Consider the following 23,275-nt stretch of genomic DNA (forward strand, 5'->3'; position numbering starts at 1 on the left):
GCCTAGGCGGTCCCGGGAGCGTCCTCGGACCGTCGCACGACGGCCGCCCCGCGCAGTGCGACGGCGCACCAGACGGTCACCAGGAGCAGCGCGGCCGTGGCCAGGCCCGCGAGTTCGAGAGGCTCCGGCCGCCAGCCGAGGGACAGCCGGGTGCCGATCATGACGGTGCCGATGAGGACCTCCGACGGGGAGTAGACGGGCACCCTGGCCGCCACGAACCGCAGGACGGCGCCCAGCCCCAGGCCGATCGCGGCCCAGGCCAGCAGATAGGGCCAGAGCGCTCCCGGCGCGGCGGGCGGCAGGCCGTACTCCTCCGGGCCGATGCGGAACAGGGCGCCCAGCCAGCCCAGCGTCACTCCGGCGGCGACGGCGAGCGCCACCCACAGGGCATGGCGCCACAGCGGGCCGGACCGCACCCCCTCGTCCTCGTGCTCGTCCTGGGTGTCGACGGAGTTCATGGTCTCCGGAAGATCCATCACACCTGAGGAGACGCTCACCGGCCCCCGGACGTTGCCTCGTGGACGGTGTCGCGAGCACATCGAGAACACCGGGGCCCGCCCCGAGCGACCGTAGCCCGACACGGTCCGGACGAGACAGGACGTGGCCCACGCCGTCGGCATCCGCGCGGACGCCGAGGGACGTCCCCACCGTGCCCGTAGAGGTGGCCGACAGGGGACTCCCCCGCTCCCGGGCGTCCCTGTAGCGTGAGCCGACCATGTGGAACTCAGCCCATGGGACTCCATGAACTTGCACCGCAAGACAGCAACTCTCTTATCCGCTCTGACAGTTGCCCTGAGCGGCGGCATAGTCGCGGCTGAACCTGCGGCAGCGGTCGGCGGATGCCCCTCCGACAAGCTCTGCCTGTACCGGAGCACCCAGTACAGGACTCTCGCCTTCACGACGGGCACCACGTACAACTGCTGGCGTCTCGTCGATTTCGGCATGGCTCCGAACTCCAACGGGGTCAACTCCTACGTGAACAACCTCGGCGTGCGTGCCACCTTCTGGTACGGATACCCGGGGAACATGTATCAGTCGGGCGCCATTCGAGTCGGCGGATCCAGCAGCGACGTCCTGGGCGCCATCTCCCCGTCCGACTATGTCTGCACGGGTGACGCGCACCCCAACGTCATCGATGTGTAGCCACGGGCGAGCGGCCCCGTAACATCGTGTGCCCGCTCGGGGCTGCGGTCGTGCTGCGGGAAGCCGAAGAGCCGTCCCATGGGGTGGCGTGCGCGCCTCGCCCGGCACGCCACCGTTCGTTCCCGCTCGTCCCGGGACCACCCGGCACCGTCGGGAGGCTGGCAGACATCGATCCGGTTCAGGTCGGGGTCGACCCTACGACGGCTCGTCATCGACTTCGCTTCTTTGCTTCTTCGCTTCTCCGGCTCTTCGGCCACGAGAACCGGAATCCGCACGGTCCGGGCGAGGAACGGGACTTGTCCGGCCGATCGCCCGCCGGTGAGGGAACGAACATGACGTCCCCCCGGATCGTGGCAACGGCGACGCCACCACGGCCAGGCTTCCGGGGCGAGGGCGGGTCCGGCAGCGGGCGTGCCAGGAAGTCGGCATCGACTTGCTTGACGACCGGCGCGATTTCCCAGGCCGCTCGTCTGTCGAGAGCGCCGATGGCTCGCCGTGCCGCTCGTCGCCGGAAGCGGGCGGACGTCCGCCGCGCGCCTTCAGCGACGAGCGGCAGCGGGCCGTCTGGCGGGCGGTCCTCTCGGGGACGGTGTGCCGGATGCCCCCGGCATTCGCGGCACGGGCCTGAACCGCGCGCACGCGGAACCGCCCGGAGGGCCGTACGCCGGAGTGGCCGCGCACGGCCCTCCGTCGTACCGTCTGCCGCGCGGAGACCCCGGCGGGCCCTGCGGGGAGAAAAACTCGCCCTCGGCCGCGGAACGACTGGGACGATGACCCGATGAACGACTTCTCGCACCTCAAGATCGGCCCTGGTCACGGCTGGCCCTACATCCCGGAACCCCACCCGGTCGAGCCCGGCCGGTGGCCGGAGCTGGAAGCCGCGCTCGCCGTGGTCAACCGCGATCTGGCGGCGACCCTGCCGGACCAGGACCCGCTGATCCTGATGCTCTCCCCGTTCTCGGAACAGACACCTGGCAGCCCCGTGGAACACGGCCAGATCTACGTGGCGATGGCGGACGGCCGCTGGCAGGGCAACCCGGTCCATACGCACGACCTGGAAGAGGACGACCCGTCGGAGCTGGACGATGCCACGGAGGTTCTGGCCGTGGTCGCGGATGCGGCGCAGGAGACCGTCATGGAACTGCTCTGGCAGGCCTGGCCGCTCTGCTCCGCGCACGGGATCGGGATGCATCCCCGGCCCGCCGGGACCGCCAATGGCTGGTACCCGAGCGAAGTGGACCCGGCGGGCCCGCCGGTGTGGTGGTGCCGTGGCGGTCGGGGCGACACGCACCACGACGTGTGTCTCGTAGGCGAGTTGGCCACCGACCTGCCGAGAAAGCAGCGCCGGGCCCTGCGGCGCGGCGAGCGGGGACGGGACGGCCACCGCTGAACGGAGGCCGTACGGCTGCGCGTTGCCGCCGCGACCCGCCGTCCACGGCCACCCGCTCCGGGCGCTCCGTACGTGACGAGCGGCTCGTCCCGGACGGCGGCCGACCGGATGCCGCCCCGGGCCGCCACCCCGCGCGGACGGCGGTCACTCCACGCGGACGGCGGTCACGGGTGCTGCGGCGGCCGGACCGGGCGGAGTCCGCGCTGGTGAAAGTGGCTTGTCGGGCAGGACGTCGGGTGGTTAGTGTCGCCGTCCATGACCCCGATCCTGCGCACCGAACGCCTGCTCCTCGCCCCGTACGTCCCCGGGGACGAAGAGGGCTTCGTGGCACTGTTCCAGGACGCGAGGGTGTCGCGGTGGATGGGTGACGGCCTCGCTTCCGAGGAGGAGGACCGGGCCGTGTTCGGGCGCATCTTCACGAAGGTCTACGCCGAGAACCTGTTCGACGTCTGGGCCGTCCGCCGGGAGGGCCGGTTCGTCGGACACGCCGAGATCAAACCGACCGATGAGGTCGGGGGCCACGAGATCGTCTACGCGCTGGCCCCGGCGGCGTGGGGATCGGGCCTGGGGACGGAGCTGGCCCGGGCACTCGTGGCCTACGGCTTCGACGCTCTCGCGCTGACCGAGGTGCACGCCACCGTGGCCGCGCGGAACAGCGTCTCGCTGACCCTCCTCGGCAGGATCGGATTCGAGCACGTCCGGGACATCGACGAGGACGACGGCAGCACCACGCGCGTACTGACCCGCCGCGTGGCCGCCACGGACAGGACCCCGGCGGTCCGGCAGGGCTGAGCAGGGCCGGTCGGCCCGGTCGAGCAAACCCTGAGCCGGACACCGGCCCACCGTTCGGACGGGCGGACCGGGGCCGGGCCCCCCGACGGGAGCGGCACCCCGAACTGACCGCGCTGCTCGAAACGGGGTACGGGCGGGCATCGCGTCCGCGTGGGGACCCCGTACGGCGGGAAGGGCGTTGAACGGTACGGGCGACCGGCACGGGCGGTACGCGGACCGGTGCCGACGTGCGGACCGCCGCACAAGACCCTCCTCGCCGGGTTCCGTGGCGCGAATGCCCCGGACGTCTTCCGGGCTGCGCTCGACGGCTCCCCCATACTGGCTCCAGAGCAACGGTCCGATCCGCGCCCACCGCACGTCAGTCGACGACACACATCGACCAACGGCCGGATGGTCCACCGGCATTGGTCCGGTGTCGTCGCACGTCAGGACAGCTCGAAGCCGCTCTGGACGACGCCGTACTCCGCAGGCGTCTCCCAGCAGGTGTAACGGCGTCCGGGGAGATCCGCGATACCGACCCCCAACTCCTGCGCCAGCCCGGCGGCTACGGTCTTGCCCGTCCGCAAGGCGTCATCGGCGGCCCGATAAAGGGCCAGGGCTCCACGCAGCTCGACGATCACATACTCCACACGCTTTCCCGAGCCGGCCGTCGACCCACCGTCACACCGCTCGTGCCGAACACTCGAAGGCCGCCCACAGAGCCCACAGAGCCCGCCATCCGAGTCGTCCCGCGATACGTCCACGGCCACACCGTACGTCTCGAACGCCTGCGGCCGACTCGCGTTTCCACGGCTGGCGGACCGGTGGCGCCGCTTTCTCCATACGTCAACGCTCGAAGGTCGCAACGGAGTAGGCGATGAGGAGAACCAGGATCGCCAGTCCGGCCAGAAAGCCGATGGCCGCAGACCTTTCAGACCGATCCCTGTGAGATCGGTCCTGCTCCAGATCGTCCCTGCGCCGAATGCGCTCATGAATCTCCACCGCGGCCGGATCGTCAGCGAGTTCATCGATACCACGCTTCATCAAGCGCGCAAGGTCTCGATCCGTGACCTTCCTGGACAGGTCAGCGTCGGATTCATCTGACATAACCCACCTCACACATACCTTTTCCGAGGGTTCCTCATGTGGCAAGTATCCCGAGCTTCTCGTAGCAGGTCAGGGCGGCCCTTCCCGTCGCGATCGACCGGGTTCGGCCGGTCAGCGGTCCTCCCTTCTGACGCGGACGGAGGCCGCGTCGACGATCGCCGAGGTCCGGCCCGCCTCGCCCCGGGGCCCGAGTCCGTCCAGCGCCGCCCGGTGCCGTCCAGTGCAGCCGACGCCACAGGCGGTCTCGGTCCATACCGTGAAGCGGCGATGCGCGGAGACAGGCGACCGGCGACGGGCGACGGGCGACGGGCGACGGGCGACGGGCGACGGGCCGAACGTCGGTGGCTGATCCCGCCAGGCGGGATCAGCGCCCACGACCGGCATCGTGCCGCACGAACATCGAGCCAGGTGAGACGACGACCTCTAAGCCTTGATCGACGCGGCCGATCTGGCGGCCTGTTCGATCTTCGCGCAGTGGGCGGCGCGGGCTTCCTCGTCGACCTGCTTCTCGTGTTCGGCGCGCAACCCGGTCCGGCCGTCGATGCCCTCGCGCAGGATGTCGGCGTGCCCGGCGTGTCGGAGGGACTCGCCGAGGACATGGACCATGACGGCGAACAGGTTCGTGCGGGCATGGGGCTCCGGCCACCACGGCACGTGGCCGGGGGCGTCGAGGGGAAGCTCATCGATCGTCGCGTCCGAGTGTTCCCATGTACGCCGGTAGAACCCGATGATCTGATCGCGGGTCTCGTCCTCGGTCGCCCATTGATCGCTGCCGTCGGAGTCCTGCCACCGGCGCAGCGGTTCCGGGGAAGGGCGGTCGAAGACCTCGCCGAAGTACCTGGCCTCGACGGTGGCCACGTGCTTGACCAGACCGAGGAGGTTGGTCCCGGTCGCGGTCAAAGGCCGACGGGCGTCGTACTCGGACAAGCCGTCGAGTTTCCAGAGCAGCGCCTCGCGGTCCCGCCGCAGTCTCCCGTGCAGGTTGCCCTTCGCGAATTCATCGATCATGCGACATGAGCCTGCCATGGGCCGCTCGTGGTCTCAAAGTCCCGTACGCGGTCCCGCAACGACCGGCAGAGCCGAGGCCAGGCCATGGCCGCCGCCCTGACCTGCTGCCACGCGAGACGACCTCCTACGACGGTGTGCGGGGGCGTCCGGCGGCTGCGGCCGATGCCTGTCGTCCCGCACCGTGAACACGTGGCCGGGCCCGCTGTCCCGCGAAGACCAGGGCAGCGCGCCGCCTCATGATCAGACCCGCCACCGTCCCGCCTTCGGCCTGGCCGGACGCGGCTTCCCCGATTCGCCTCAACCACCCGTGCCCACAGCGGACTTCAAGGGCGTGAGCCGGATCGTCCACGGAGGAACGCCTCCGTGGTCGCCACGAATCGCCCGGCGTCGTCGAGCCATGGGCAGTGGCCCGCTCCCGGCTGCACCACCAGCGTGGCGTCGGGGAACGCTTCCGCGCATTCGGCCGCCATCACGGGCGGGCTGTTCACGTCGAACTCTCCGGTGAGCAGCAGGACGGGAGCCCCGCAGGAGGCGAGAGCCGCCCGGGTACTCTCCGGGCTGAAGGCTCCCTCGGCCCCGAAGCGGGCGACGGCCTCCTGGTTGCGGGGCCGACCGGCCTCGTGGTGCTGGCGCGCCGCGGCATCCCACCGGCCCCAGAAGAAGGGGATGACGGCCTGCCAGTCCTCGCCCGTACCCTCGGTGATCGCCCGCAGGGCGGCGAACGCCGCCGGGAACCACGGCTCGCCCTTCCGCAGCCGCGCGACGTCGAGCCGCGCCCCTCCCGTGACCGTCACGCCGACAGCCCATGGGCTGGGGCCGATGAGGGCGAGCTTGCTGACGTTCTCCGGATGCCGGGCCGCGTACTGCGTCACGATGTTCGTACCGGCGGAATGGCCGAGCAGATCCATCCGCGTGAGGCCGAGGTGCTCGCGCAGCGCCTCGACGTCGTCGACCAGACGGTCACAGCGGTAGCTGGAGCCGTCCCGGGGGATCGCGGACCGGCCCGTGCCGCGAAGGTCCATGACGATCAGCCGGCGATGTGCGGACAGGCCGCCGAGGTCACCGAGGTAGCGGGAGTCCGCAGGGCCTCCCGGGACGCAGACGACCGGGTCGCCCTCGCCGGTCGCACGGTACGAGAGCAGGGTTCCGTCAGATGCGGGGAAGGTAGGCATGGGACGGAACCATGTCAGCCATAACCAGGTTTTACAACTGGGTTATGGAGGGGGTCGCTCTCGTGTATAACCGGGTGGTGACACGAGAAGAGAGCACCCACCCGATCCCCGCGACGCTCACCGAGGAACAGGCTCGGCGGATGCTCGCGGAGATGAACGAGGTCATCCGCGCGGGCGAGGAGATGCGGAAGCTGCGCGCCGAGATGATCGAGGTGTTCGCGGGCTTCGGCTGGACCCAGGAACGGATCGCGCGGCTCACCGACATGAGCCAGCCCGCCGTGTCCAAGCAGATGGCGAAGCACAGGAGCGACGAGCCACGGCCCCCGATGGAGGTGGCCCTCGACCAGCGCGACACCCCCTGGCTCGAAGGGCGGCTCTGGGGCCTCGCCGAGGAGATCTCCCGGACCCTGGGCGAAACCGCGCACTGCACCCGCTGCGTCCAGGCGCTCGCCCGGGGGAAGAAGCGCTTCACGCCCCAGAACGTCGACGAGCTGAGGCGTCTCGTCGAGGAGGACCTGAGGCTGAGCCGGGCAGAACTGCCCGGCGGCCACCGGGCCGCGTACGACCAGATCAGCCGTGGTCTCGACGTCCCCTCGGGGGTCACCACCACCACTTCGGCATCGGTGCGCCGCACGGTCGCCCACCAGATCCAGCGGGATCAGCTCAGGGGCTGACACCCGGGACCGCTCCGCGAACGGACCTCTCCCCCGAACGGACCTCTTCCCGGAGCGAGGCGGGGAACTACCGGCGGAAGCGGTCCGGTAAGGACTGAACCGGACCGGACCGGACCGGACTGGGCTGGGCTGGGCTGGGCTGGTCTGGGCTGAACCGGACTGAGCTGGGCCGGACCGCTCCGGTCCAGCCCATGGATCGGTCACCGTGGGGGAACACCACCGCCTTACGGCGGCCCCCCGGCCGGGAGGCGCCAAGGCCCCCGTCCCGGTGGGCCGGGACCGCTGCCTCATGCGGTCGGGACGCCGGGACCGCCAGCATGAGCCGGGTCAACGACAAGCGCGGGGGCCGTGCTCACCACGAGTCCGGCCGTCCCCGCGTGGATCTTCTGGGGAGGAAGAATGTCCGGCACACTTCGCCGACGCACGGCGGTCGGCGTGATCAGTCTGGCCCTGGCCGTCCCGCTGGGCCTCGCGGCCCCCGCCGCCGGGGCGGCCGAGCGGCCCGCCACCGCCACCGTCGCGCCGTCCCAGCAGGACTACAGCGTCTACAACGGCCGCCGGCTCGAGGACGCCGCCGGGATCATGGGCATCTGGCTCGTCATCGACGGGAAACGATGGGGCATCCCCGACATGCAGACGTACAACAACCTGTTCTACAACGCGAACACCCTCAAGGTGATCGGCCTGGAGAACGTCCCGTTCGGCGGGCATCTGAGCCATGACGCGCACCTGATCAAGTCCCCGTCCACGGGCACCCGATGGCTGTTCTCCAACGGTCAGCGGCGGTACATCATGAGCTCGGCGTTCACCGCGTACCAGTTCGACGCGAGCAAGGTCCAGCCGCTCCGTGACAGCGTGCTCGACTCGATCCCGATGGGTTCGGTCATCGACGTCTGACGCCGTCGCGCGGGGGTGTCCCGACCGGACGCCCCCGCGCCGGGGCGCGGTCGGCTCAGTGCGATCCCCCGGGGCCCGGCTCGTGGAAGGTGATCGCCCCGGAGGGGCAGACCCCGGCGGCCATCCGTACGGCCGTCCGGTGGGCCGGGTCCGGCTCGGTGCGCAGCAGGAGCACGAGGCCGTCGTCCGGGTCCTGGTCGAAGACGTCGGGGGCGGTCATGGCGCACATCCCGGCGCCGATGCAGCGCTCGCGGTCCAGGCTCAGATGGGGCGCGTTCACTTCGCGTCCCAGGTGACCGGGAGGCTCTTCACCCCGAAGATGTCCGCGGTCTCCGGGCGCAGCACGACCTGCTCGGCGGGCACGGCCAGACGCAGACCGGGGAAGCGGTCGACCAGCGCGCGGAACGCCACCCGCATCTCGACGCGGGCCAGCTGCTGGCCCAGGCACTGGTGGATGCCGTGGCTGAAGGCCAGATGTCCGGCGGACTGCCTGCGCAGGTCGAGCGTGTGGGGGTCGGTGAAGCGGTCGGGGTCGCGGTTGGCGGTGTTGAACGAGAGGAGGACCGTCGTTCCGGCCTCGATGGTCCGGCCGTCCAGCTCGACGTCCTCAAGGGCCGTCCGGTGGAACGTCTTGGCGACGCTGAGGTACCGCAGGAGTTCCTCCACGGCTCCGTCGGTGAGCGCGGGATCGGCGCGCAGGGCGGCGAGCTGGTCCGGGTTCCGCAGCAGCGCGAAGGTGCCGAGGGACAGCATGTTCGCGGTGGTGTCGAATCCGGCGGCCAGGAGGATGAGGCTGATGCCCTTCAGTTCCTCGTCGGTCAGATCGCTGTCGGTGAGTTCGCTGAGGACGTCGTCGGTGGGCCTGGCCCGCTTCTCGGCCACGAGCCCCGCGAGGTACTCCTGGGTCGCGGTGTAGGCGGCCATCAGCTCCTCGTCGCCGACCTCGCCGCCCATGAACGTGTCGATCTGCTCCTGGAAGGACGCCCGGTCCGCGTACGGCACGCCCAGGATCTCGCAGATCACGATGGTGGGGATGGGTTTGGCGAACGCGGTCACCAGGTCCGCCGGCGGCCCGGTCTCCTCCATGGCGTCCAGGCAGTCGGCGGTGATCCGCTCGATCCGCTCGGTGAGCATCCGCATCCGCCGCACGGTGAACTTGCCCACCAGGGGCTTGCGGTAGCGGCTGTGCTCCGGATCGTCCATGAGGAGGAACTCGCCGGGCGGCGCCGGGGGGAGGTCGAAATCGACCACGTTCATGAGGTCCCTGCGGGAGCTGAACCGGGGGTCGGCCAGGACGGACCGCACCGCCTCGTACCCGGTGATCAGCCAGCCCGGGGTCCCGCCGGGGTGGGTGAAGCCGCTGACGGACCCGTGGCGGCGGGCGTCGAGCAGTTCGGCCGGCGGGTCGAAGGGGCAGCCGCTGCTCCGCTCCGTCGGCAGGGCCGTGACGGTGTGTACGGACTCACTCATGAAGACCATCCCCCGGTTCGCGATATGACGTGTTCGCTCCGACTCGAACGCTACGTTGCATTCACGATGTCGTCAATCAATGAAACCCGTAATTGCAGTTAGGTGCGGCTAAATTGATGCAACGACTGAAGCCGAACGCAACGAACCCGTTGCAATGATTGAAGGCGAAGGCAATACTGGCGCCATGCCAGGAGGACGGTTGACCCAGCAGGAACGCCAGCGCATCGCGGCCGGACTCACCGACGGCCTGTCCTACGCCGAGATCGCCCGGCGGCTCGGACGTCCGACCTCGACCGTCAGCCGGGAGGTGACCCGCAACGGCGGCCCCGGCGACTACCGGCCCCGCTCCGCGCACCGGGCGACGGTCCAGCGGGCCCGGCGCGGCGCCCCGGCGGACCCTCTGGACGGAACCCCGGACGGAACCCCGGGCGGCACGGTGGACGACCGGATCGTCGAGCTCGCGGTCAGGTCGGGGATGCCCAGGATGATGGCGCGGGTGCATGTCGATCTGCTGCTGTCCGAGGACGGCAGGCGCACCGCGGCCGACCTGGTCCGCAGGCTGAAGGTCAGCCCGGCGTCCGTCTCCGTGGCCGTGAACTCCCTGGTCGAGCACGGATACGTGCGGCGCGAGCGCGATCCACTGCGGCGGCGGGACGTCTACGTCGTGGACGACGAGGCCTGGTACCACTCGGTCGCGATCAGCGCCCGGCAGACACTCGGATCGGCGCGGGCCGCCCAGGAGGCGGCCGAGACGCTCGGGCCCGGATCGCCGGTGGGACAGCGGCTCCTGAAGGCGGGGACGTTCCTGGAGCGGGTCGTCGGGGACATGCAGGAATCGGCCGACCGCTGGCGCACCCTCCTGCGATGACAGCGCCCGCCCGGGGGCTTCTCCGGAGATCCCGCCGGGGGTGGGGGTGACCCGGTTGGGCCTGCACCCTGTGGTGGGCCCGCGCCTCCCCGACGGTGGGCCCGCGCCTCCCCCCTGGTGGACCCGTACCTCTAACCTGCGGCGGACCCCCACCCCCCGCCCCGCGGAAACGCTTCCTCCCCGCCCCCGGGGCCCCCGCGCGCCACCTACGTGCAGGGGGCACGGAGCTCGTGTGCCAGGATGCGGGCACCGGCCGCCCGCCGCACCCGGACGGCCGGTGGCCGTACGACACGAGGAGCACAGCCCAGATGAGCACCACGCCCGGCGGATACCTCTCCGGTCTCTTCTCCCTCGAAGGGCGCACCGCCCTCGTCACGGGCGGCAGCTCCGGCATCGGCCGGGCCGTCGCCGGGGCGCTGGCCCGCGCCGGGGCGAGCGTGGTCGTCGTCGCCCGCAAGGAGGCCGAACTCGCGGCCACCGTGGACGAGCTGACCGCCGAAGGCCGCCGGGCCGCCTGGGTGAGCGCCGACCTGAGCAGCCGTACGGGCATCAAGGCGGGGGCCGAGGAGGCGGCGGGCGTCTTCGGGGAGCCCGACATCCTCGTCAACTCGGCCGGGATCAACCTGCGCCCGCCCTTCGGGGAGCTGGGCGAGGAGGTCTGGGACACGACCATGACGGTGAACCTGGAGGCGCCGTTCCTGCTCGGTCAGCGCTTCGGCCCCGGGATGGCCGGGCGGGGCTTCGGCCGGATCATCCACATCACCTCCCAGCAGGCGCACCGCGCGTTCGTGCAGAGCGGGGCGTACGGGGTGTCCAAGGGCGCCCTGGAGTCGCTGGCCCGTTCACAGGCGGAGGCCTGGTCCCCGTACGGGGTCACGGCCAACACCCTGGTCCCCGGCTTCGTGATGACCCCGCTCAACCAGCGGCTCTCCTCCGACCCGGACAAGGTGGCGGCCCTCGCCGCCCGCACGATGACCGGCCGCAACGGGCTCCCGGAGGACTTCGAGGGCGCGGCGGTCTTCCTGGCGAGCCGCGCCTCCGCGTACGTCACGGGCCAGTCCCTCTTCGTGGACGGCGGGTTCTCCGTCCACTGACCGGACGATTCCCCTCCGGAGGGGAATCGGAGAGACGGCGGGCGCGTCCCGCCGTCCGGAAACCCCGGCGTCCCGGGCCCCGGGACGGCAGCACCTCAGCTCAGGAGCTGGATCAGCTTGCCGACCGCGTCCGCGACCGGCTGGGCCAGCGGGCCGATGACGCTCGCGAGCAGACCGAGCCGCGCCAGGGCGTCCCCGCGCGCCTCGGCCGTCGCCGGGCGGCCCTGGGCGAGCACGGGCAGGGCCTCCTGGACGACCCTGGCCTGGTCCGGGGTGAGCAGGTCCTCGACGGCGCGGAGCCGTTCGATCAGCTCCCGGGCGGCGGCCCTGAGCTCCTGGTCGCCCTGGGCGGCGCCGACGGAGCCGTAGTTGATGCCGATGTTGCCGTCGCCGTCCTGGCGGACGACGGGACCGTTGTAGGTCGTGTGGCGGGTCGGTTCGGTCACAGCCTCATCCCCGTGTTCCCGTTGCCCTTCTGCTGGACGACCGGCCCGTTGTACTGGGTGAACCGGTAGACGTTCTTGGTGAACTCGGCCTCCGGGTGGTCGATCGCGTGGACGATCCGCCCGGCGATGTCCCGCAGTTCGTCCGCGTTCGGCAGGGTCACGACCATCCAGGTGCCCCCGGCCGTCTCCACGATCAGGATCGGCGTCGCCGCTTCGAACAGCGCCCTGCCCGCGAAGACGACTACCAGGACGAGGACGACGAGCAGCGGCCCCTCGTTCCCCTTCACGGCGCTCGTGTCGCCTCCGAACACCAGATCGAGCACCGCGAACGCGACGACGGCGCCCAGCAGCCACTTCAGGAGGCCGAGCAGGGCCGCGCCCCGGTCGGGCACGTACCTGGCCGCCTGGACCCGGCTGAGGTTGTGCAGCGGGAAGGCCGCCGCGCCCACCCAGAGCATCCGGCGCCGCACCGAGATCTCCAGCATGGCGCCCGGAGGCGGCAGCGGCGGGAACGGCAGCGGTGGCCCGCCAGCGGGATCGCGCGGCGGCTCGGACGGTGGCGCGGGCGGCGCCCCCGGCGGCCGTCCGGGCGGCCCGGAGCCCTCCCCGCCCCACGCACCGGGTGCCGGTGCCGCGGCCCTCGACCTCCAGGGCCGCTCAGATCCGGACCGATCCCGTCCGGACCGATCCCGTCCGGACGACGCTCCCCGTGGTGGTACCGGCCGCTCGGGCGGTCCCGAGTTCCCTGTGGTGTCCATGCGCTCCCCCGTGGACGGGTCCGCTCACCCCGCGTCCCGCGCGGGAGCCCCATTAAGCGCCGCTCCCACCCCTCGCGGCAGATGAGAACTGGCCAATTCCGCCGGGGCGCCGTCCGGGCCGCCCCGGTGGACGCCGCCGACGGTGGCCCGGGGCGGGTCCCGTGCCCGCTTCCCTCCGGCCCCGGGGCCCGGCCCCCGGGGCTAGCATCTTCGGTCATGGCCATGTTCGTACACCTCACGTCGGCGGCGGACGTCCCGCGCGTCCGGCGGTCCGGCGTCCGGGCGGTGAGTCACGGGCAGGGCGGGGCGCGCGGCGCGTACTGCTTCCCCGTGCTGCCGTCGCACACCCTCACCCACCAGTGGCTGCGCGAACTGGCCCGGTTCGGCAGGCGGGGCGGTCTGGTGGCCGTCCACGTCCGGCTCGACGACGAACAGCCCGTCCTGGTCGGGCACTACGCGGACCGGTGGCGGAACGCCCAGGCCACCGTCCCCGCCGCCGAGGCCGTCCGGCGGATCGGCGCGCTGGACGACCCGCGCGGCTGGGAGGTGTTCGTCCCCCGGGCGATCCACCCCCGCGAGATCCACCGCATCCGCGCCGCGCCCCAGGTGGCGGGCTGGCGCTACCGGCCGGACGCGCACGGCACCCGGCCCTGTGTCTGCCAGGGCTGCCAGGTGCGGGGCGCGTACGGAGCACGGCGCCTGCGCGAACGCCTGACGGACCCGGCCGACGGACCGCCGCCGCCGTCCTCCGTGCTGCTCGCCAGGATCGAGGCGGCGGGCGACCCCGGGGACCCGGTCGTGCTGCGGGAGGCGCTGAACTGGTTCGCGATGTGGCGGCGCGGCCCGCTGCCCCGCCTCGCCCGGCTCGCCGCCCATCCCGACCCCGGCGTGCGGGAGTACCTGGTGTGGGCGGTCTCCCACTGGACCACCCCCGGTGTCGCCGAACTCCTCGACACCCTCGCCGCCGACCCCGACCCTGCCGTGCGCCAGGCCGTGGAGGACGCCCGCAAGCCGTAGGACCGGCCGTACGCCCCGACCGGGGGCCTCAAGGACCCGGGGCCGTGGAAGCGGCTGCCCGGGGCCTCCGCCGCCATCAGGGCCGTAGGAGCGACCCCCTGAACACCCGTAGGACATCCGTACGGAATTATTTCCGTACGGGGGCAACCCGATCCGCCGCCCACCCCGTTCCCCTCATGTGGAACGAGTGAGACGAGGACAGCGGGATGGGCCCCTTGAGCAGCGACGGCGACTTCGAGGCGTTCGTGGCCTCCCGGGGGCCGCGCCTGCTGCGGGTCGCCTGGCTGCTGACCGGGGACGCGCATCTGGCGGAGGACCTGCTCCAGACCGTACTGGCGAAGGTGTGGCCCAAGTGGGAGCGGATCGGCCGCGACCACCCCGAGGCGTACATCCGCGCGGCGCTGGTCAACACGCACCACTCGTGGTGGCGCAGACGGTGGCGGGGGGAGGTGCCGCACGGCGAGTTCCCCCCGGAGACGCTCCGGACGCGGTCGGCGGACCCGTACGACCCCTTCGCCTCCGTCGAGCTGGAGATGGTGCTGGCCACCGCGATACGGGCGCTGCCCGCACGGCAGCGCGCGGTGGTCGTGCTGCGGTACTTCGAGGACCTGAGCGTCGAGGAGACGGCGGCGACCCTGGGCTGCACCCAGGGGACGGTCAAGAGCCAGTCGTCCAAAGCCCTGCGCACCCTGCGGGGGCTGCTGCCCCCTCCCACCGCCGAGGGAACGGGTGACCGCCATGCGCTCCTGGCACTCTGACGACCCGGACACCCCGCAGGACGGGCCGGAGACGGACTCCACCGAGCGGGAGCTGCGCGTCCTGCTGGACCGCACCACCCCGTACCTGCCCACTCCGGCGGACCGGCTGGGGCAGGTACGGGAACGGATCCGGCGCCGTCGACGCCGGGCGGCGGGCGGCGCGGTCCTCGGCGGGGCGGTGCTGGCCCTGACGGCGACGCTGCTCCCCCGTGCCGTGCTGACCGAGCACGTCGAGGCGGGGCCCGCCGTCACCGCCACGCCCGCCACCCCGGCCCGGCCGGAGGGCACGGCCACCACGACGCTGTACGCCGAGAAACTGGCCGGTCTGGTCATCGAGGTCCCCCGGGGCTGGCACACCCTGCTGCTGCCCGGCATCCCCGGGCAGGCCATCCGCCCCGAGGGCTACGTCTCGACGGCCCCGCTCAGAACGCCGCCACGGCCGTGCCAGAAGTCCGGACCGTGCGCACCCGTCGAACGGCTGTCCCCGGACGGCCTGATCGTCGAGTTCGTCCGGTACCGCGGCAGCGACTACTACTCGGCCGCCGAACTCCGCGACGGCCGGAAGCTCGCGCCCGACGAGGACCTCGGCCGTGGCTGCTCGGGGCAGGACCGGGCCACCACCTACACCGGCAGGCTCCCCGGCGCGCCCGAACCCCGTACGGCGATCACCGTCCTCATGTGCGTCGGTGACGAGGTACCCGAACAGACCTTGAAGGAGGCCCTGACGATGGTCGAGAAAGCGACGTTCCGTCAGCCGGACCCCCAGGAGAAGAAGAAGAACGGAACCACGCGATGAACCAGTCGACGACCCGCGCCCGGCGCATACGGCCCGGCATCGCCGTGGCCCTGGCCTCGGGGCTGCTCCTGACGGCCTGCGGGGCCGAGAAGCCGGACCGTCCCACGGACGACCGCGCATACGCCGGTGAGACGGCCGGCCGAGCGGCCCCCGCCGCCCCCTCCGCCGCGCCCGCCGAACTGCCCGGCCTCGGACCCCTCACCCGGGCCACCGTCAAGCCCGACACCCGCCAGGTCGTCGTCGTGACCGGCGAGGACGAGGACTCCGACCACTCCACGGTCCGGCTCTACGAACGCCACCCCACCCATGGCTGGCTGCCCGCCGCCGCGGCCTGGCCCGCCCGCAACGGCCACAAGGGCTGGTCCGAGCGGCACATGCTGGGCGATCTGCGCACCCCGATCGGCACCTTCACGCTCACCGACGCGGGCGGCAGGCTGCCGAACCCCGGCACCGACCTGCCGTACGACCTCAACCGCGGGCCCGTCTACACCGCCTCCGGTCTCAACCCGGAGAAGAAGCCCAAGGCGGGGGCCCTGGACTACGTCGTGGCCATCGACTACAACCGGTACCCGGGCAAACCGCCGTACCACTTCGGCCGCCCGATGGGCGTGGAACGCGGCGGTGGCATCTGGCTCCACGTCAGCCACTACGGCGGCACCGAGGGGTGCGTGGGCATCCCCCGCGAGCAGATGAAGCAACTGCTGCGCGCCCTCGAGCCCGGGGCGAAGCCGATGGTCGTGATGGGCCCCCGCGCGTCGCTGGCCCGCTGAGCCGCCCCGCGCCCCCGGCCCACCGGGCCGCCCCGCCCGGTCCAGGCCCGGCGAGCCGCCCCGTGCCCCCGGCCCGGCGAGCGGCCCCGCGCTCCTGGCCCGCCGCGCCGTCCGGCCCCGCGCCTTCCCGGCCCGCCGCGCCGTTCCGCCCCCTCCGGGCCCGGCCCGGACGCGTCCACGACGGACGCCCCGCACATCCCACCCGCCGACATCCGCTGGAGCTCTCGATGCCCATCGCCTCCCCGCACCCCATAGGTCCCGTGAAACACACCTTCGTACGTCGTCGTTCCACCCGCCTCGCGGTGGTGGCCGCCGTACTCGCCCCGCTCGCCCTGACCGCCTGCGCCTCCGGCGACCCGGTGGCGGAACCCGACGGCAAGGCCGCGGCCACCACGAAGGCCGCGGGCCCCGCCGCGACGGTCGCGGTGACGCCGAGCGGCACCGGGACACGGGCCGGGACCCCGGTGAAGGTCACCGCGCGCGGCGGGACCCTGACCTCGGTCACGGTCACCGACGGCGAGGGCCGGAAGCTCAAGGGCACGCTGTCCGCGAAGGACACCGTGTGGACCTCGGAACGCCCGGCCGCGCCCGGGGAGACGTACCGGGTGAGCGCGGGGACCCGGGGCGACGGCGGCACCCCGGGCACCCAGGAGACGTCGTTCTCCACCGCGAGGGCCGACAAGGTCAACAAACTGGAGATGTGGCCCACGGAGCGGACCGTGGGCATCGCCCACCCCGTCTCCGTCATCTTCGACGACCCCGTCACGAACAAGGCCGCCGTGGAGAAGGCGCTCAAGGTGACCACCGACAACGGCACCGAGGGGGCCTGGGGCTGGATCAAGCACCACGACGGACGCGAGCGCGTCGACTGGCGGCCCCGGGAGTACTGGAAGGCGGGGACGAAGGTCCGGCTGGAGGCACTCCTCGACGGCGTCGACTCCGGGGCCACCGGCGGCCTGTTCGCCAGGGACTACGACCTCTCCTTCACCGTCGGCGCCGCCCAGGTGGTCGAGGTCGACCTCGACCGCAAGCGGCTCGACTTCCAGCGCGACGGGAAGAGCGTCCGGAAGATCCCGGTGTCCGGCGGCGACCCCACCCACGGCGACAAGGCGTCCTGGAGCGGCACCCAGGTCCTGATGCGCAAGGCGGGCACCGTCAGGATGACCTCGCAGAGCGTGGGCCTGGGCGACGCGTACGACAAGGACGTCGCCTACTCGATGCACCTGACCTGGTCGGGGGCGTACGCCCACGCCGCACCGTGGAACGCCGCCTACTTCGGCAAGGCCAACAAGAGCTCCGGCTGCATCGGCATGAGCACCGCGAACGCGGCCTCCCTCTACCGGGACGTCCAGGTCGGCGACCCGTTCACGGTCACCGGCAAGGACACCAAGGGCCTGCCCCCGCAGGGCAACGGCTACAGCAACTGGAACCTGCCCTGGCAGGAGTGGCGGAAGCTCAGCGCCCTGAGCTGAACCGACCGGCCGTCCGTGGTCCCGGGCTCGCGGAACTCAGCGACCCCGGGACCACGGGACCCCCGGGACCACAGGGACCCCGGCACCCCTAGCATCGGTCCGTGGAGGAACACCAGAACGAGACGAGGACGTCCTACGACGGGGTCGTCGAACTGTACGCGTCGCTGTTCGCCGACCGGCTGGAGAGCAGGCCGTTCGCACGGGCCATGATCGGCACCTTCGCCGAGCTGGTGCGCGGGACCGGCAACACCCGGACCGCCGACGTGGGATGCGGGCCCGGCCACCTCACGGCCCTGCTGCACGACCTGGGCCTCGACGCCTTCGGGATCGACCTCTCCCCCGGCATGGTCGGCCACGCCCGGCGGGCCCACCCGGAGCTGCGGTTCGACGAGGCGCGGATGGAGGACCTGCCGGTCGGGGACGGGGAGCTGGGCGGGGTCCTCGCGCACTACTCGACCATCCACACCCCGCCCGCCGAACTGCCCGCGCTGTTCGCCGGACTCGCCCGGGTCCTCGCGCCCGGGGGCCTGCTGCTCGTCTCGTTCTTCGGGACCGATGGTCCCGCCCCCGTCCGCTTCGACCACAAGGTGGCCCCCGCCTACAGCTGGCCGGTGGACCCGCTCGCCGCCCTGCTCACCGAGGCGGGCCTCACCCCCTTCGCCCGGCTGCTCCACGACCCGGCTTCGGAACGCGGCTACCTCGACTCCCACGTGCTGGCCCGCCGGGACACCGCCGGAACCTGACGCGGGCCGGGGACCGCCGCACTCCGGACCGCCCCGTGGCCCGCGTACGACGGACGGGTGCCGTCACCCGGGAGGGCGCGCCCGCGCGGCGCGGATCACCGTCGCCGGGCGTGCAGCACATGGGCCTCCAGGGGCAGCGGGGCGTGGCCGACGAGGTCGAGGCCCGCGTCCGCGAGCAGCAGGGCGTACTCGGCGGCCGTACGTTCCCTGCCGCCCGTGTTGCACATCATGTGGAGGTCCCACGCGGTCGCCAGGGACGGCGCGGAGTCCACCGGCAGCAGCCGCTCCACGATCAGCAGATCGGCCTCCGGCTCCATCGCGTCCGCGCAGTGCCGCAGGATCGTCCGGCACCGCTCGTCGTCCCAGTCGTGCAGGACGCGGGAGAGCACGTACACGTCCCCGCCCGTCGGTACGTCCGCGAAGTCGCCGGTCCTGAAGTCGCACCGCTCCGCGACCGCGCCGAGCCGGGCGCGCGCCGCTTCGACGACCTGCGCGCGCTCCAGGAGGACCCCGCGCAGGGACGGATGCGCGGTGAGCAGCCGTCCCAGCAGTTCCCCCGTGCCGCCCGCGACGTCCACGACGGTACGTCCTCCGGGGGCCGCCGCGGCGGCCGTGACGACCGGATGCCCCGGCAGCGGTGCGAACATCCGGGCGCTCGCCGCCATGGACAGGTCGAACCGGGCGGCCAGTTCGGGGTGGCGCGCGAAGTAGTCGAAGTGGTTCTCGCCGTACCGGTCCTCGAAGCCCGGCTCTCCGGTGCGCACGGTGTGCGCGAGCCGGGCGAAGGACTCGTAGAACGGCCCGCCGTACATCAGCGCCAGGCTCCGCATCGAGCCCCCGGTGTCCTCGCGGAGCAGCAGCCCCGCCCCGGTCAGCCGGAACCGGCCCCGCGCGCCGGGCTCTTCGGCGACCACGCCCACCATGGCGAGGTACCGCAGCAGCGTCGCCAGGTTCTCCGGCCGTGCGCCCACCGCCCGCGCCAGCTCCCCGGCTCCCGCCGCGACGGTCGGGCTCATCGCCTCCGGCAGCCGCAGTTCCGCGCACGCCGCCAGCGCCTGTGTCGTCCAGGCGCCGGTCAGCAGCCGGAGGAGCGATTCCGCCGGGTGCGCCTCCGGGCTCTCCGCGAGGTGCTCGGCCAGGACGTCCCTGTGGTCGCCCCGGGCGTACAACTCCACCCGCCGGTAAGGGGACTTAGTCTCAGCGGGCGCGGCGAAGTAGAAGACGGTGGCGTCCTCGTGCGGGTTGTAGCCGCCGCCGTCCGGCGCCGCCCCGTGCCGCAGGAAGCCCGCGCGCAACCCGCGCAGCACCAGGGGGTCCGGGCGGTCCACGTCGAAGGCGAGGTGCGCCTCGTGGTCCGCCGTCCGCTCCTCGGCGGCGACGACTCCCAGCCCCGAACCCTCCGGGACGGTCAGCGCGAAGACCTCCACCGCGCGCGGCTCGCCGCCGGGCCCGTGGACCGGCGGCCGGAGGATCCGTACGTCCAGTTCCCCGGCCCCGAGGCCGTACCGGGCGGACAGCCGGTCCCGTACCACCACGCTGGGCCGTGCCGCGCCGTCCGGGGCGAGCCCGGCGGACGCCAGCCCGGCGCGCAGGGAGGGTTCGTCGGCCGGGAAGACGAGCAGAGCGGCGTGCGCGAACCGGCACCGTTCGGCCGTCGCCCGCAGCTCGGGCCCGTCGAGCCCCGGCAGGACGCGCGCCAGCAGGTCGGCGGTCTCCTGCTCCCGTACGAACGCGGCGGCGGCCGACAGCCGGGCGGTGTCGTCGGGAACGGCGGGACCCGGGAGACCGGCTGCCGGAGCCGGGCTGATGGTCGTCATGAGGGGACATCCTTCGGGGAGGGCGGGGAAGGGGGAGGTGGGCCGGTGGGGGTGCGCGGGACTCCGCCGGGGAGGACCGGGGGCGGACGCGGGACACCGGGCCGGGGCGGGGAGGGGCTGCGAGGGCCGGGCACGGGGGCCGGTGGCGGGGGCCGGTGGCGGGAAGGGCCGGGGCGCGATCGATCGGGGCGCGGCGGACCGGGTACGGCGGACCGGGGCGCGTCTCAACGCGCCCGCATCGGGGGGCGGATCGGGCCCAGGAGAGGACCAGGTCACTCAGCCGTCGTGGCGGACGAGGCGGCTGGGACCGTCAGGGCGGTCCGGGTGGCCTGGTCCGCCAAGGCCGTCAGGGCGGTCCGGGCCGTCAGGGTGGTCTGGGCCGCCAAGGCGGTCCGGGCCGTCAGGGCGGTCCGGGGCGTCAGGGCGGTCGGGGGCGTCAGACACCCACGTAACGCTCGGCGAACCAGTTCCGCAGGGCGGGCGAGTTCCGCAGCTCCGCCATGCGGGCGCGGCGGAGCCCCTCCTGGAACGGCGAGGCGCCGCCGTCGGGGCCGGGCACGCGGTGGAGGAGCTGGATCATCCAGTGGGAGAACTCCTGGGCGCGCCAGATGTGTTCGAGGCAGCGTGCCGAGTACCGGTCGAGCCCCTCGGTGTCGCCGTGGTGGAGGTCGTCGGCGAGGGCGCGGGCGAGGATCTCGGCTTCGAGGACCGCGAGGTTGGCCCCTTTGGCGGCGGACGGGCTGATCAGGCTCGCGGCGTCACCGACGAGGAACAGCGAGCCGTGGCGCAGGGGTTCGAGGACGTCCGACTCGAAGTCGACGACCGTGCTCCGCAGCACGCGCCCCCGTATCAGCGGCCCGAACTCCCGTGCCCGCAGCCTCAGTTCCAGCTCCTCCCAGACGCGTTCCCCGGACCAGTCGCCGGTCTCGGTGCCGCGCGGGCACTGGAGGTAGTAGCGGGTGACCTCGGGCGAGCGGGCCATGTGTCCGGCGAACCCCCGGGGGTGGGTGGCGTATCCCACGGCGTCGAGGCTCGGCGGCGCCTCGGCCAGCAGTCCGAGCCATGAGACCCCGTGGTCCCGGTGGTGGCGCCGGACCGCGCCGGGCGGCAGCGAGCGCCGCCCCGCGCCGTGCCGTCCGTCGCAGGCGGCGACGTACCGGGCGCGCCACCGCGCGGTCCGCCCGTCCGGCTCCCGTACGGTCACCGAGGGGCGCGGCCCGTCCGCGCCGGTCACGTCGAGGACCTCGGTGTCGAAGAGGATCCGTCCGCCCGCCCCGAGGAAGAGCCCGGCGAGGTCGGTGACCAGATCGTGCTGCGGGTAGACGGTGTGCGGCTCGCCCGTGCCGAGGCGGCCGTAGTCGAGGCGGAAACGCCCGTCCTCGGTGCGGAACTCGCAGACGCCGTGCTCCTGTCCGCGCCTGCGCAGCCCCTCGTCGAGACCGTGCCGGGCCAGGGTCCGTACGGTGCCCGGAGTGAGGAACCCGGCCCGTGCCCGCTGCCGTACGTGCGCGTAGCTCGCCCGCTCCAGGACGACGCAGTCGATCCCGTCACGGAGGAGAAGGTTCCCGAGCACCAGTCCCGCGGGCCCGGCGCCGAGGATGACGACATCGGCGGAGCCCGCCATGTCCCGTACAGGAGAAGCGTTTTGGCTTTCTGTCACAGGAGTGGATCTTAGAGCGGGTCAAACGAGGCGGATACTAAATATCACCCGAATGCCACACAGGAAGAGAAAAGGATTCTGCCACCGGCAACCACGGGTTCGCGCCCCGGGGGCGGCTCAGGGAGCCACTCCCCCGGACCAGTCCGCGAAGGCCCGCGCACAGGCGGGTCACGGCAGCCGCCGACGGGCCCGGGGAGGCGGAGAGGCCCCGGTGAGGGTGAGGCCCGGGTGTTCCGCACGACCGCTCACCGTGACCACACAACTCCACCGTGGCCGGGGCTCCCTCCGTGCCGGGAGGTGCTGGCACGGACAGCGTCAACTCACAGCCTCCGGCCCGCACGCCCAGGGAGCCGGTCCGCTCCGCCCATCGGCTCCTCAAGGCGCCCGGCGGCGCTCCTCAGCGATCCGGTCGCGGCGGGCGGGACGCGCTCAGCCCGTGGGACTCGCGGACGGCCCGCTCGGCGGCGGGGGACGGCTCCGCGCCGACGCTCGCCACGACGAGGATCGCCGGCATCGCTGCCTCCCCCGCGTCACGGCCGGGGCACCGGCCCGCCCCGGTCAGCGTCACGCTCGCCCCTGGTCGTGGAGGACCGTGATGCCGAGCCGTTCCAGGAGCGCCGTGCAGGAGCGGCACACCTCCGCCTCCGTGCCGTGCTCCGGGTCGCCGTGCGGACGGATCTTCCGGGCCACGAGGGCGGCACCCGCGAAGTGCGGCACGGCCTCGTCGAGGGTGGCGCTCCGGCCGTCGCCGCGCTTCCGGTCGAAGCCGGACAGTTCGTCGGAGACGAGCGCGGACTCCGCGCAGCAGCCGAGGAACGGCTCGCGCAGGGCGGGCGGCAGTCCGTCGAAGAAGTCCCGCACGACGGGATGCAGTTCCGGCTCGCCGTCACCGGTGAGGTCGGTGTGGCTGGTGATCGTGCCGTGGATGAGCAGCGAGGCCGCCGTACCGGAGGTCGGATCAGACATACAGGTCCTCCGCGTCCCGCATGGGGGCGTGCGCGAGGGCGATCACGGCCTCGTGCTTGTCGGCGCCCATGGAGTAGTCGCCGGTGTCGTGGACGTAGAAGAACCGGCCCCGTTCGTCGATGAGGACGGGTGAGCCCTCCGAGCCGTCCAGCCCGACCGGGAAGAGCCGTACGCCGAGGTCCCGGCTCAGCTCGGCGACCTCCGCGGGGGCGGACCGGAAGCCCAGGTACGGGGTGAAATAAAGATGGTCCTCACGGGCGGCGTCGAGGGTGAGGCGCAGTCCGCCGTGCTCCGCGAGGAAGGCGGTCGCCGCCTCGAAGGGCTCCACCGGGAAGCCTTCCTTCCGGTACTCCTCGGTGATTCCGGCGATCATCGCCGGTACGGTCCCGGCCACATCGCGTCCCGGGAACCATCCGTACTCCCGGAACCAGGCGTCGACGTCCTCCGGCGTGTTCAAGCGCGGCATGTGTGCTCCGTC

26 protein-coding genes are annotated in these 23,275 nt (G+C 72.8%); 13 read left to right on the plus strand and 13 right to left on the minus strand.

Features of this window, described 5'->3' with window-relative positions; all coding sequences use genetic code 11:
• Nucleotides 1-2 precede the first annotated feature (2 nt).
• On the minus strand, nt 3-476 hold the full coding sequence (locus tag ACFXGN_RS12480) for a hypothetical protein (protein WP_384857121.1): 474 nt from the start codon (nt 474-476) through the stop codon (nt 3-5).
• Between the two features lie 466 nt (nt 477-942).
• On the opposite strand from ACFXGN_RS12480, the gene ACFXGN_RS12485 reads away from it, so the two are divergent.
• The 3 genes from ACFXGN_RS12485 to ACFXGN_RS12495 all read left to right on the plus strand — a co-directional run bounded on the left by ACFXGN_RS12485 (nt 943) and on the right by ACFXGN_RS12495 (nt 3,325).
• Nucleotides 943-1,143: a hypothetical protein gene (locus ACFXGN_RS12485; RefSeq protein WP_384857124.1), complete on the plus strand. Its 201-nt coding sequence runs from the start codon at nt 943-945 to the stop codon at nt 1,141-1,143.
• A gap of 778 nt (nt 1,144-1,921) precedes the next feature.
• On the plus strand, nt 1,922-2,533 hold the full coding sequence (locus ACFXGN_RS12490; RefSeq protein WP_384857127.1) for a hypothetical protein: 612 nt from the start codon (nt 1,922-1,924) through the stop codon (nt 2,531-2,533).
• A 255-nt stretch (nt 2,534-2,788) separates the two neighbouring features.
• The gene (locus ACFXGN_RS12495) at nt 2,789-3,325 is read left to right on the plus strand and encodes a GNAT family N-acetyltransferase (protein WP_384857130.1); all 537 of its coding nucleotides are present in this window, start codon (nt 2,789-2,791) and stop codon (nt 3,323-3,325) included.
• A 425-nt stretch (nt 3,326-3,750) separates the two neighbouring features.
• Here ACFXGN_RS12495 and ACFXGN_RS12500 read toward each other — a convergent pair whose 3' ends face one another.
• From ACFXGN_RS12500 to ACFXGN_RS12515, 4 genes are all read right to left on the minus strand, one after another.
• Nucleotides 3,751-3,954, minus strand: a complete 204-nt coding sequence (locus ACFXGN_RS12500; RefSeq protein ID WP_384857133.1) for a hypothetical protein — start codon at nt 3,952-3,954, stop codon at nt 3,751-3,753.
• A 196-nt stretch (nt 3,955-4,150) separates the two neighbouring features.
• Complete coding sequence (locus tag ACFXGN_RS12505; protein WP_384857135.1) at nt 4,151-4,411, minus strand: hypothetical protein; 261 nt, start codon at nt 4,409-4,411, stop codon at nt 4,151-4,153.
• A 423-nt stretch (nt 4,412-4,834) separates the two neighbouring features.
• Nucleotides 4,835-5,419: a DinB family protein gene (locus ACFXGN_RS12510; protein ID WP_384857137.1), complete on the minus strand. Its 585-nt coding sequence runs from the start codon at nt 5,417-5,419 to the stop codon at nt 4,835-4,837.
• A 323-nt stretch (nt 5,420-5,742) separates the two neighbouring features.
• A complete protein-coding gene (locus ACFXGN_RS12515) occupies nt 5,743-6,591 on the minus strand; it encodes an alpha/beta fold hydrolase (RefSeq protein WP_384857140.1) in 849 nt (282 codons plus the stop codon).
• Nucleotides 6,592-6,668: 77 nt separating this feature from the next.
• Between ACFXGN_RS12515 and ACFXGN_RS12520 the strand changes: the two genes are divergently transcribed.
• Both ACFXGN_RS12520 and ACFXGN_RS12525 read left to right on the plus strand, forming a co-directional pair.
• Nucleotides 6,669-7,265, plus strand: a complete 597-nt coding sequence (locus tag ACFXGN_RS12520) for a sigma-70 family RNA polymerase sigma factor (RefSeq protein ID WP_384857142.1) — start codon at nt 6,669-6,671, stop codon at nt 7,263-7,265.
• A 399-nt stretch (nt 7,266-7,664) separates the two neighbouring features.
• Nucleotides 7,665-8,162, plus strand: a complete 498-nt coding sequence (locus ACFXGN_RS12525) for a hypothetical protein (RefSeq protein ID WP_384857145.1) — start codon at nt 7,665-7,667, stop codon at nt 8,160-8,162.
• A gap of 55 nt (nt 8,163-8,217) precedes the next feature.
• Here ACFXGN_RS12525 and ACFXGN_RS12530 read toward each other — a convergent pair whose 3' ends face one another.
• Nucleotides 8,218-8,442 (minus strand): ferredoxin, encoded by a 225-nt coding sequence (locus ACFXGN_RS12530; RefSeq protein ID WP_384857148.1) that lies wholly within the window; start codon nt 8,440-8,442, stop codon nt 8,218-8,220.
• Nucleotides 8,439-9,632 carry a cytochrome P450 gene (locus tag ACFXGN_RS12535; RefSeq protein WP_384857151.1) on the minus strand — a complete coding sequence of 398 codons (1,194 nt, stop codon included), beginning with the start codon at nt 9,630-9,632 and terminating at the stop codon, nt 8,439-8,441. Before ACFXGN_RS12535 ends, ACFXGN_RS12530 begins: the two co-directional genes overlap by 4 nt.
• Before the next feature lie 184 nt (nt 9,633-9,816).
• On the opposite strand from ACFXGN_RS12535, the gene ACFXGN_RS12540 reads away from it, so the two are divergent.
• Together ACFXGN_RS12540 and ACFXGN_RS12545 are read left to right on the plus strand one after the other, a co-directional pair.
• On the plus strand, nt 9,817-10,500 hold the full coding sequence (locus ACFXGN_RS12540) for a helix-turn-helix domain-containing protein (RefSeq protein WP_384857154.1): 684 nt from the start codon (nt 9,817-9,819) through the stop codon (nt 10,498-10,500).
• Between the two features lie 308 nt (nt 10,501-10,808).
• Entirely contained in the window at nt 10,809-11,594 is a 786-nt protein-coding gene (locus ACFXGN_RS12545; RefSeq protein ID WP_384857157.1) for an SDR family NAD(P)-dependent oxidoreductase, read from the plus strand.
• Between the two features lie 95 nt (nt 11,595-11,689).
• Here ACFXGN_RS12545 and ACFXGN_RS12550 read toward each other — a convergent pair whose 3' ends face one another.
• Together ACFXGN_RS12550 and ACFXGN_RS12555 are read right to left on the minus strand one after the other, a co-directional pair.
• Entirely contained in the window at nt 11,690-12,040 is a 351-nt protein-coding gene (locus ACFXGN_RS12550; protein WP_384857160.1) for a hypothetical protein, read from the minus strand.
• The gene (locus tag ACFXGN_RS12555) at nt 12,037-12,525 is read right to left on the minus strand and encodes a DUF6232 family protein (RefSeq protein WP_384857163.1); all 489 of its coding nucleotides are present in this window, start codon (nt 12,523-12,525) and stop codon (nt 12,037-12,039) included. Before ACFXGN_RS12555 ends, ACFXGN_RS12550 begins: the two co-directional genes overlap by 4 nt.
• Nucleotides 12,526-13,014: 489 nt before the next feature.
• Between ACFXGN_RS12555 and ACFXGN_RS12560 the strand changes: the two genes are divergently transcribed.
• The 6 genes from ACFXGN_RS12560 to ACFXGN_RS12585 all read left to right on the plus strand — a co-directional run bounded on the left by ACFXGN_RS12560 (nt 13,015) and on the right by ACFXGN_RS12585 (nt 18,354).
• A complete protein-coding gene (locus ACFXGN_RS12560) occupies nt 13,015-13,815 on the plus strand; it encodes a HEAT repeat domain-containing protein (protein WP_384857166.1) in 801 nt (266 codons plus the stop codon).
• Nucleotides 13,816-14,021: 206 nt separating this feature from the next.
• The gene (locus ACFXGN_RS12565) at nt 14,022-14,573 is read left to right on the plus strand and encodes a SigE family RNA polymerase sigma factor (protein WP_384857169.1); all 552 of its coding nucleotides are present in this window, start codon (nt 14,022-14,024) and stop codon (nt 14,571-14,573) included.
• Nucleotides 14,554-15,369, plus strand: a complete 816-nt coding sequence (locus ACFXGN_RS12570; protein ID WP_384857173.1) for a hypothetical protein — start codon at nt 14,554-14,556, stop codon at nt 15,367-15,369. The genes ACFXGN_RS12565 and ACFXGN_RS12570 overlap by 20 nt, the downstream gene beginning before the upstream one ends.
• Nucleotides 15,366-16,139 (plus strand): L,D-transpeptidase family protein, encoded by a 774-nt coding sequence (locus tag ACFXGN_RS12575; RefSeq protein WP_384857176.1) that lies wholly within the window; start codon nt 15,366-15,368, stop codon nt 16,137-16,139. Before ACFXGN_RS12570 ends, ACFXGN_RS12575 begins: the two co-directional genes overlap by 4 nt.
• A 260-nt stretch (nt 16,140-16,399) precedes the next feature.
• Entirely contained in the window at nt 16,400-17,611 is a 1,212-nt protein-coding gene (locus ACFXGN_RS12580) for an Ig-like domain-containing protein (protein ID WP_384857179.1), read from the plus strand.
• A gap of 101 nt (nt 17,612-17,712) precedes the next feature.
• The gene (locus ACFXGN_RS12585; RefSeq protein WP_384857182.1) at nt 17,713-18,354 is read left to right on the plus strand and encodes a class I SAM-dependent methyltransferase; all 642 of its coding nucleotides are present in this window, start codon (nt 17,713-17,715) and stop codon (nt 18,352-18,354) included.
• A 95-nt stretch (nt 18,355-18,449) separates the two neighbouring features.
• Here the strand turns inward: ACFXGN_RS12585 and ACFXGN_RS12590 are convergent, their stop codons facing one another.
• The 4 genes from ACFXGN_RS12590 to ACFXGN_RS12605 all read right to left on the minus strand — a co-directional run bounded on the left by ACFXGN_RS12590 (nt 18,450) and on the right by ACFXGN_RS12605 (nt 23,263).
• Nucleotides 18,450-20,171: a methyltransferase gene (locus ACFXGN_RS12590; protein ID WP_384857185.1), complete on the minus strand. Its 1,722-nt coding sequence runs from the start codon at nt 20,169-20,171 to the stop codon at nt 18,450-18,452.
• Nucleotides 20,172-20,607: 436 nt separating this feature from the next.
• Entirely contained in the window at nt 20,608-21,795 is a 1,188-nt protein-coding gene (locus tag ACFXGN_RS12595; RefSeq protein ID WP_384857732.1) for a 4-hydroxybenzoate 3-monooxygenase, read from the minus strand.
• Between the two features lie 600 nt (nt 21,796-22,395).
• Nucleotides 22,396-22,797, minus strand: a complete 402-nt coding sequence (locus tag ACFXGN_RS12600; RefSeq protein WP_384857188.1) for a YwqJ-related putative deaminase — start codon at nt 22,795-22,797, stop codon at nt 22,396-22,398.
• Nucleotides 22,790-23,263 (minus strand): SUKH-3 domain-containing protein, encoded by a 474-nt coding sequence (locus tag ACFXGN_RS12605; RefSeq protein ID WP_384857191.1) that lies wholly within the window; start codon nt 23,261-23,263, stop codon nt 22,790-22,792. The genes ACFXGN_RS12600 and ACFXGN_RS12605 overlap by 8 nt, the downstream gene beginning before the upstream one ends.
• Nucleotides 23,264-23,275: the final 12 nt, after the last annotated feature.

The organism is Streptomyces sp. NPDC059247 (assembly GCF_042754005.1).
Classification (GTDB): domain Bacteria; phylum Actinomycetota; class Actinomycetes; order Streptomycetales; family Streptomycetaceae; genus Streptomyces.

Bases quoted from the DNA above. Each gene is read 5' to 3' on its own strand.
- ACFXGN_RS12480 (WP_384857121.1), bottom strand. From the start codon at position 476: ATGGATCTTCCGGAGACCATGAACTCCGTCGACACCCAGGACGAGCAC.
- ACFXGN_RS12485 (WP_384857124.1), top strand. From the start codon at position 943: ATGGCTCCGAACTCCAACGGGGTCAACTCCTACGTGAACAACCTCGGC.
- ACFXGN_RS12490 (WP_384857127.1), top strand. From the start codon at position 1,922: ATGAACGACTTCTCGCACCTCAAGATCGGCCCTGGTCACGGCTGGCCC.
- ACFXGN_RS12495 (WP_384857130.1), top strand. From the start codon at position 2,789: ATGACCCCGATCCTGCGCACCGAACGCCTGCTCCTCGCCCCGTACGTC.
- ACFXGN_RS12505 (WP_384857135.1), bottom strand. From the start codon at position 4,411: ATGTCAGATGAATCCGACGCTGACCTGTCCAGGAAGGTCACGGATCGA.
- ACFXGN_RS12510 (WP_384857137.1), bottom strand. From the start codon at position 5,419: ATGATCGATGAATTCGCGAAGGGCAACCTGCACGGGAGACTGCGGCGG.
- ACFXGN_RS12515 (WP_384857140.1), bottom strand. From the start codon at position 6,591: ATGCCTACCTTCCCCGCATCTGACGGAACCCTGCTCTCGTACCGTGCG.
- ACFXGN_RS12525 (WP_384857145.1), top strand. From the start codon at position 7,665: ATGTCCGGCACACTTCGCCGACGCACGGCGGTCGGCGTGATCAGTCTG.
- ACFXGN_RS12535 (WP_384857151.1), bottom strand. From the start codon at position 9,632: ATGAGTGAGTCCGTACACACCGTCACGGCCCTGCCGACGGAGCGGAGC.
- ACFXGN_RS12540 (WP_384857154.1), top strand. From the start codon at position 9,817: ATGCCAGGAGGACGGTTGACCCAGCAGGAACGCCAGCGCATCGCGGCC.
- ACFXGN_RS12545 (WP_384857157.1), top strand. From the start codon at position 10,809: ATGAGCACCACGCCCGGCGGATACCTCTCCGGTCTCTTCTCCCTCGAA.
- ACFXGN_RS12555 (WP_384857163.1), bottom strand. From the start codon at position 12,525: ATGCTGGAGATCTCGGTGCGGCGCCGGATGCTCTGGGTGGGCGCGGCG.
- ACFXGN_RS12560 (WP_384857166.1), top strand. From the start codon at position 13,015: ATGGCCATGTTCGTACACCTCACGTCGGCGGCGGACGTCCCGCGCGTC.
- ACFXGN_RS12565 (WP_384857169.1), top strand. From the start codon at position 14,022: ATGGGCCCCTTGAGCAGCGACGGCGACTTCGAGGCGTTCGTGGCCTCC.
- ACFXGN_RS12570 (WP_384857173.1), top strand. From the start codon at position 14,554: ATGCGCTCCTGGCACTCTGACGACCCGGACACCCCGCAGGACGGGCCG.
- ACFXGN_RS12575 (WP_384857176.1), top strand. From the start codon at position 15,366: ATGAACCAGTCGACGACCCGCGCCCGGCGCATACGGCCCGGCATCGCC.
- ACFXGN_RS12590 (WP_384857185.1), bottom strand. From the start codon at position 20,171: ATGACGACCATCAGCCCGGCTCCGGCAGCCGGTCTCCCGGGTCCCGCC.
- ACFXGN_RS12595 (WP_384857732.1), bottom strand. From the start codon at position 21,795: ATGGCGGGCTCCGCCGATGTCGTCATCCTCGGCGCCGGGCCCGCGGGA.
- ACFXGN_RS12600 (WP_384857188.1), bottom strand. From the start codon at position 22,797: ATGTCTGATCCGACCTCCGGTACGGCGGCCTCGCTGCTCATCCACGGC.
- ACFXGN_RS12605 (WP_384857191.1), bottom strand. From the start codon at position 23,263: ATGCCGCGCTTGAACACGCCGGAGGACGTCGACGCCTGGTTCCGGGAG.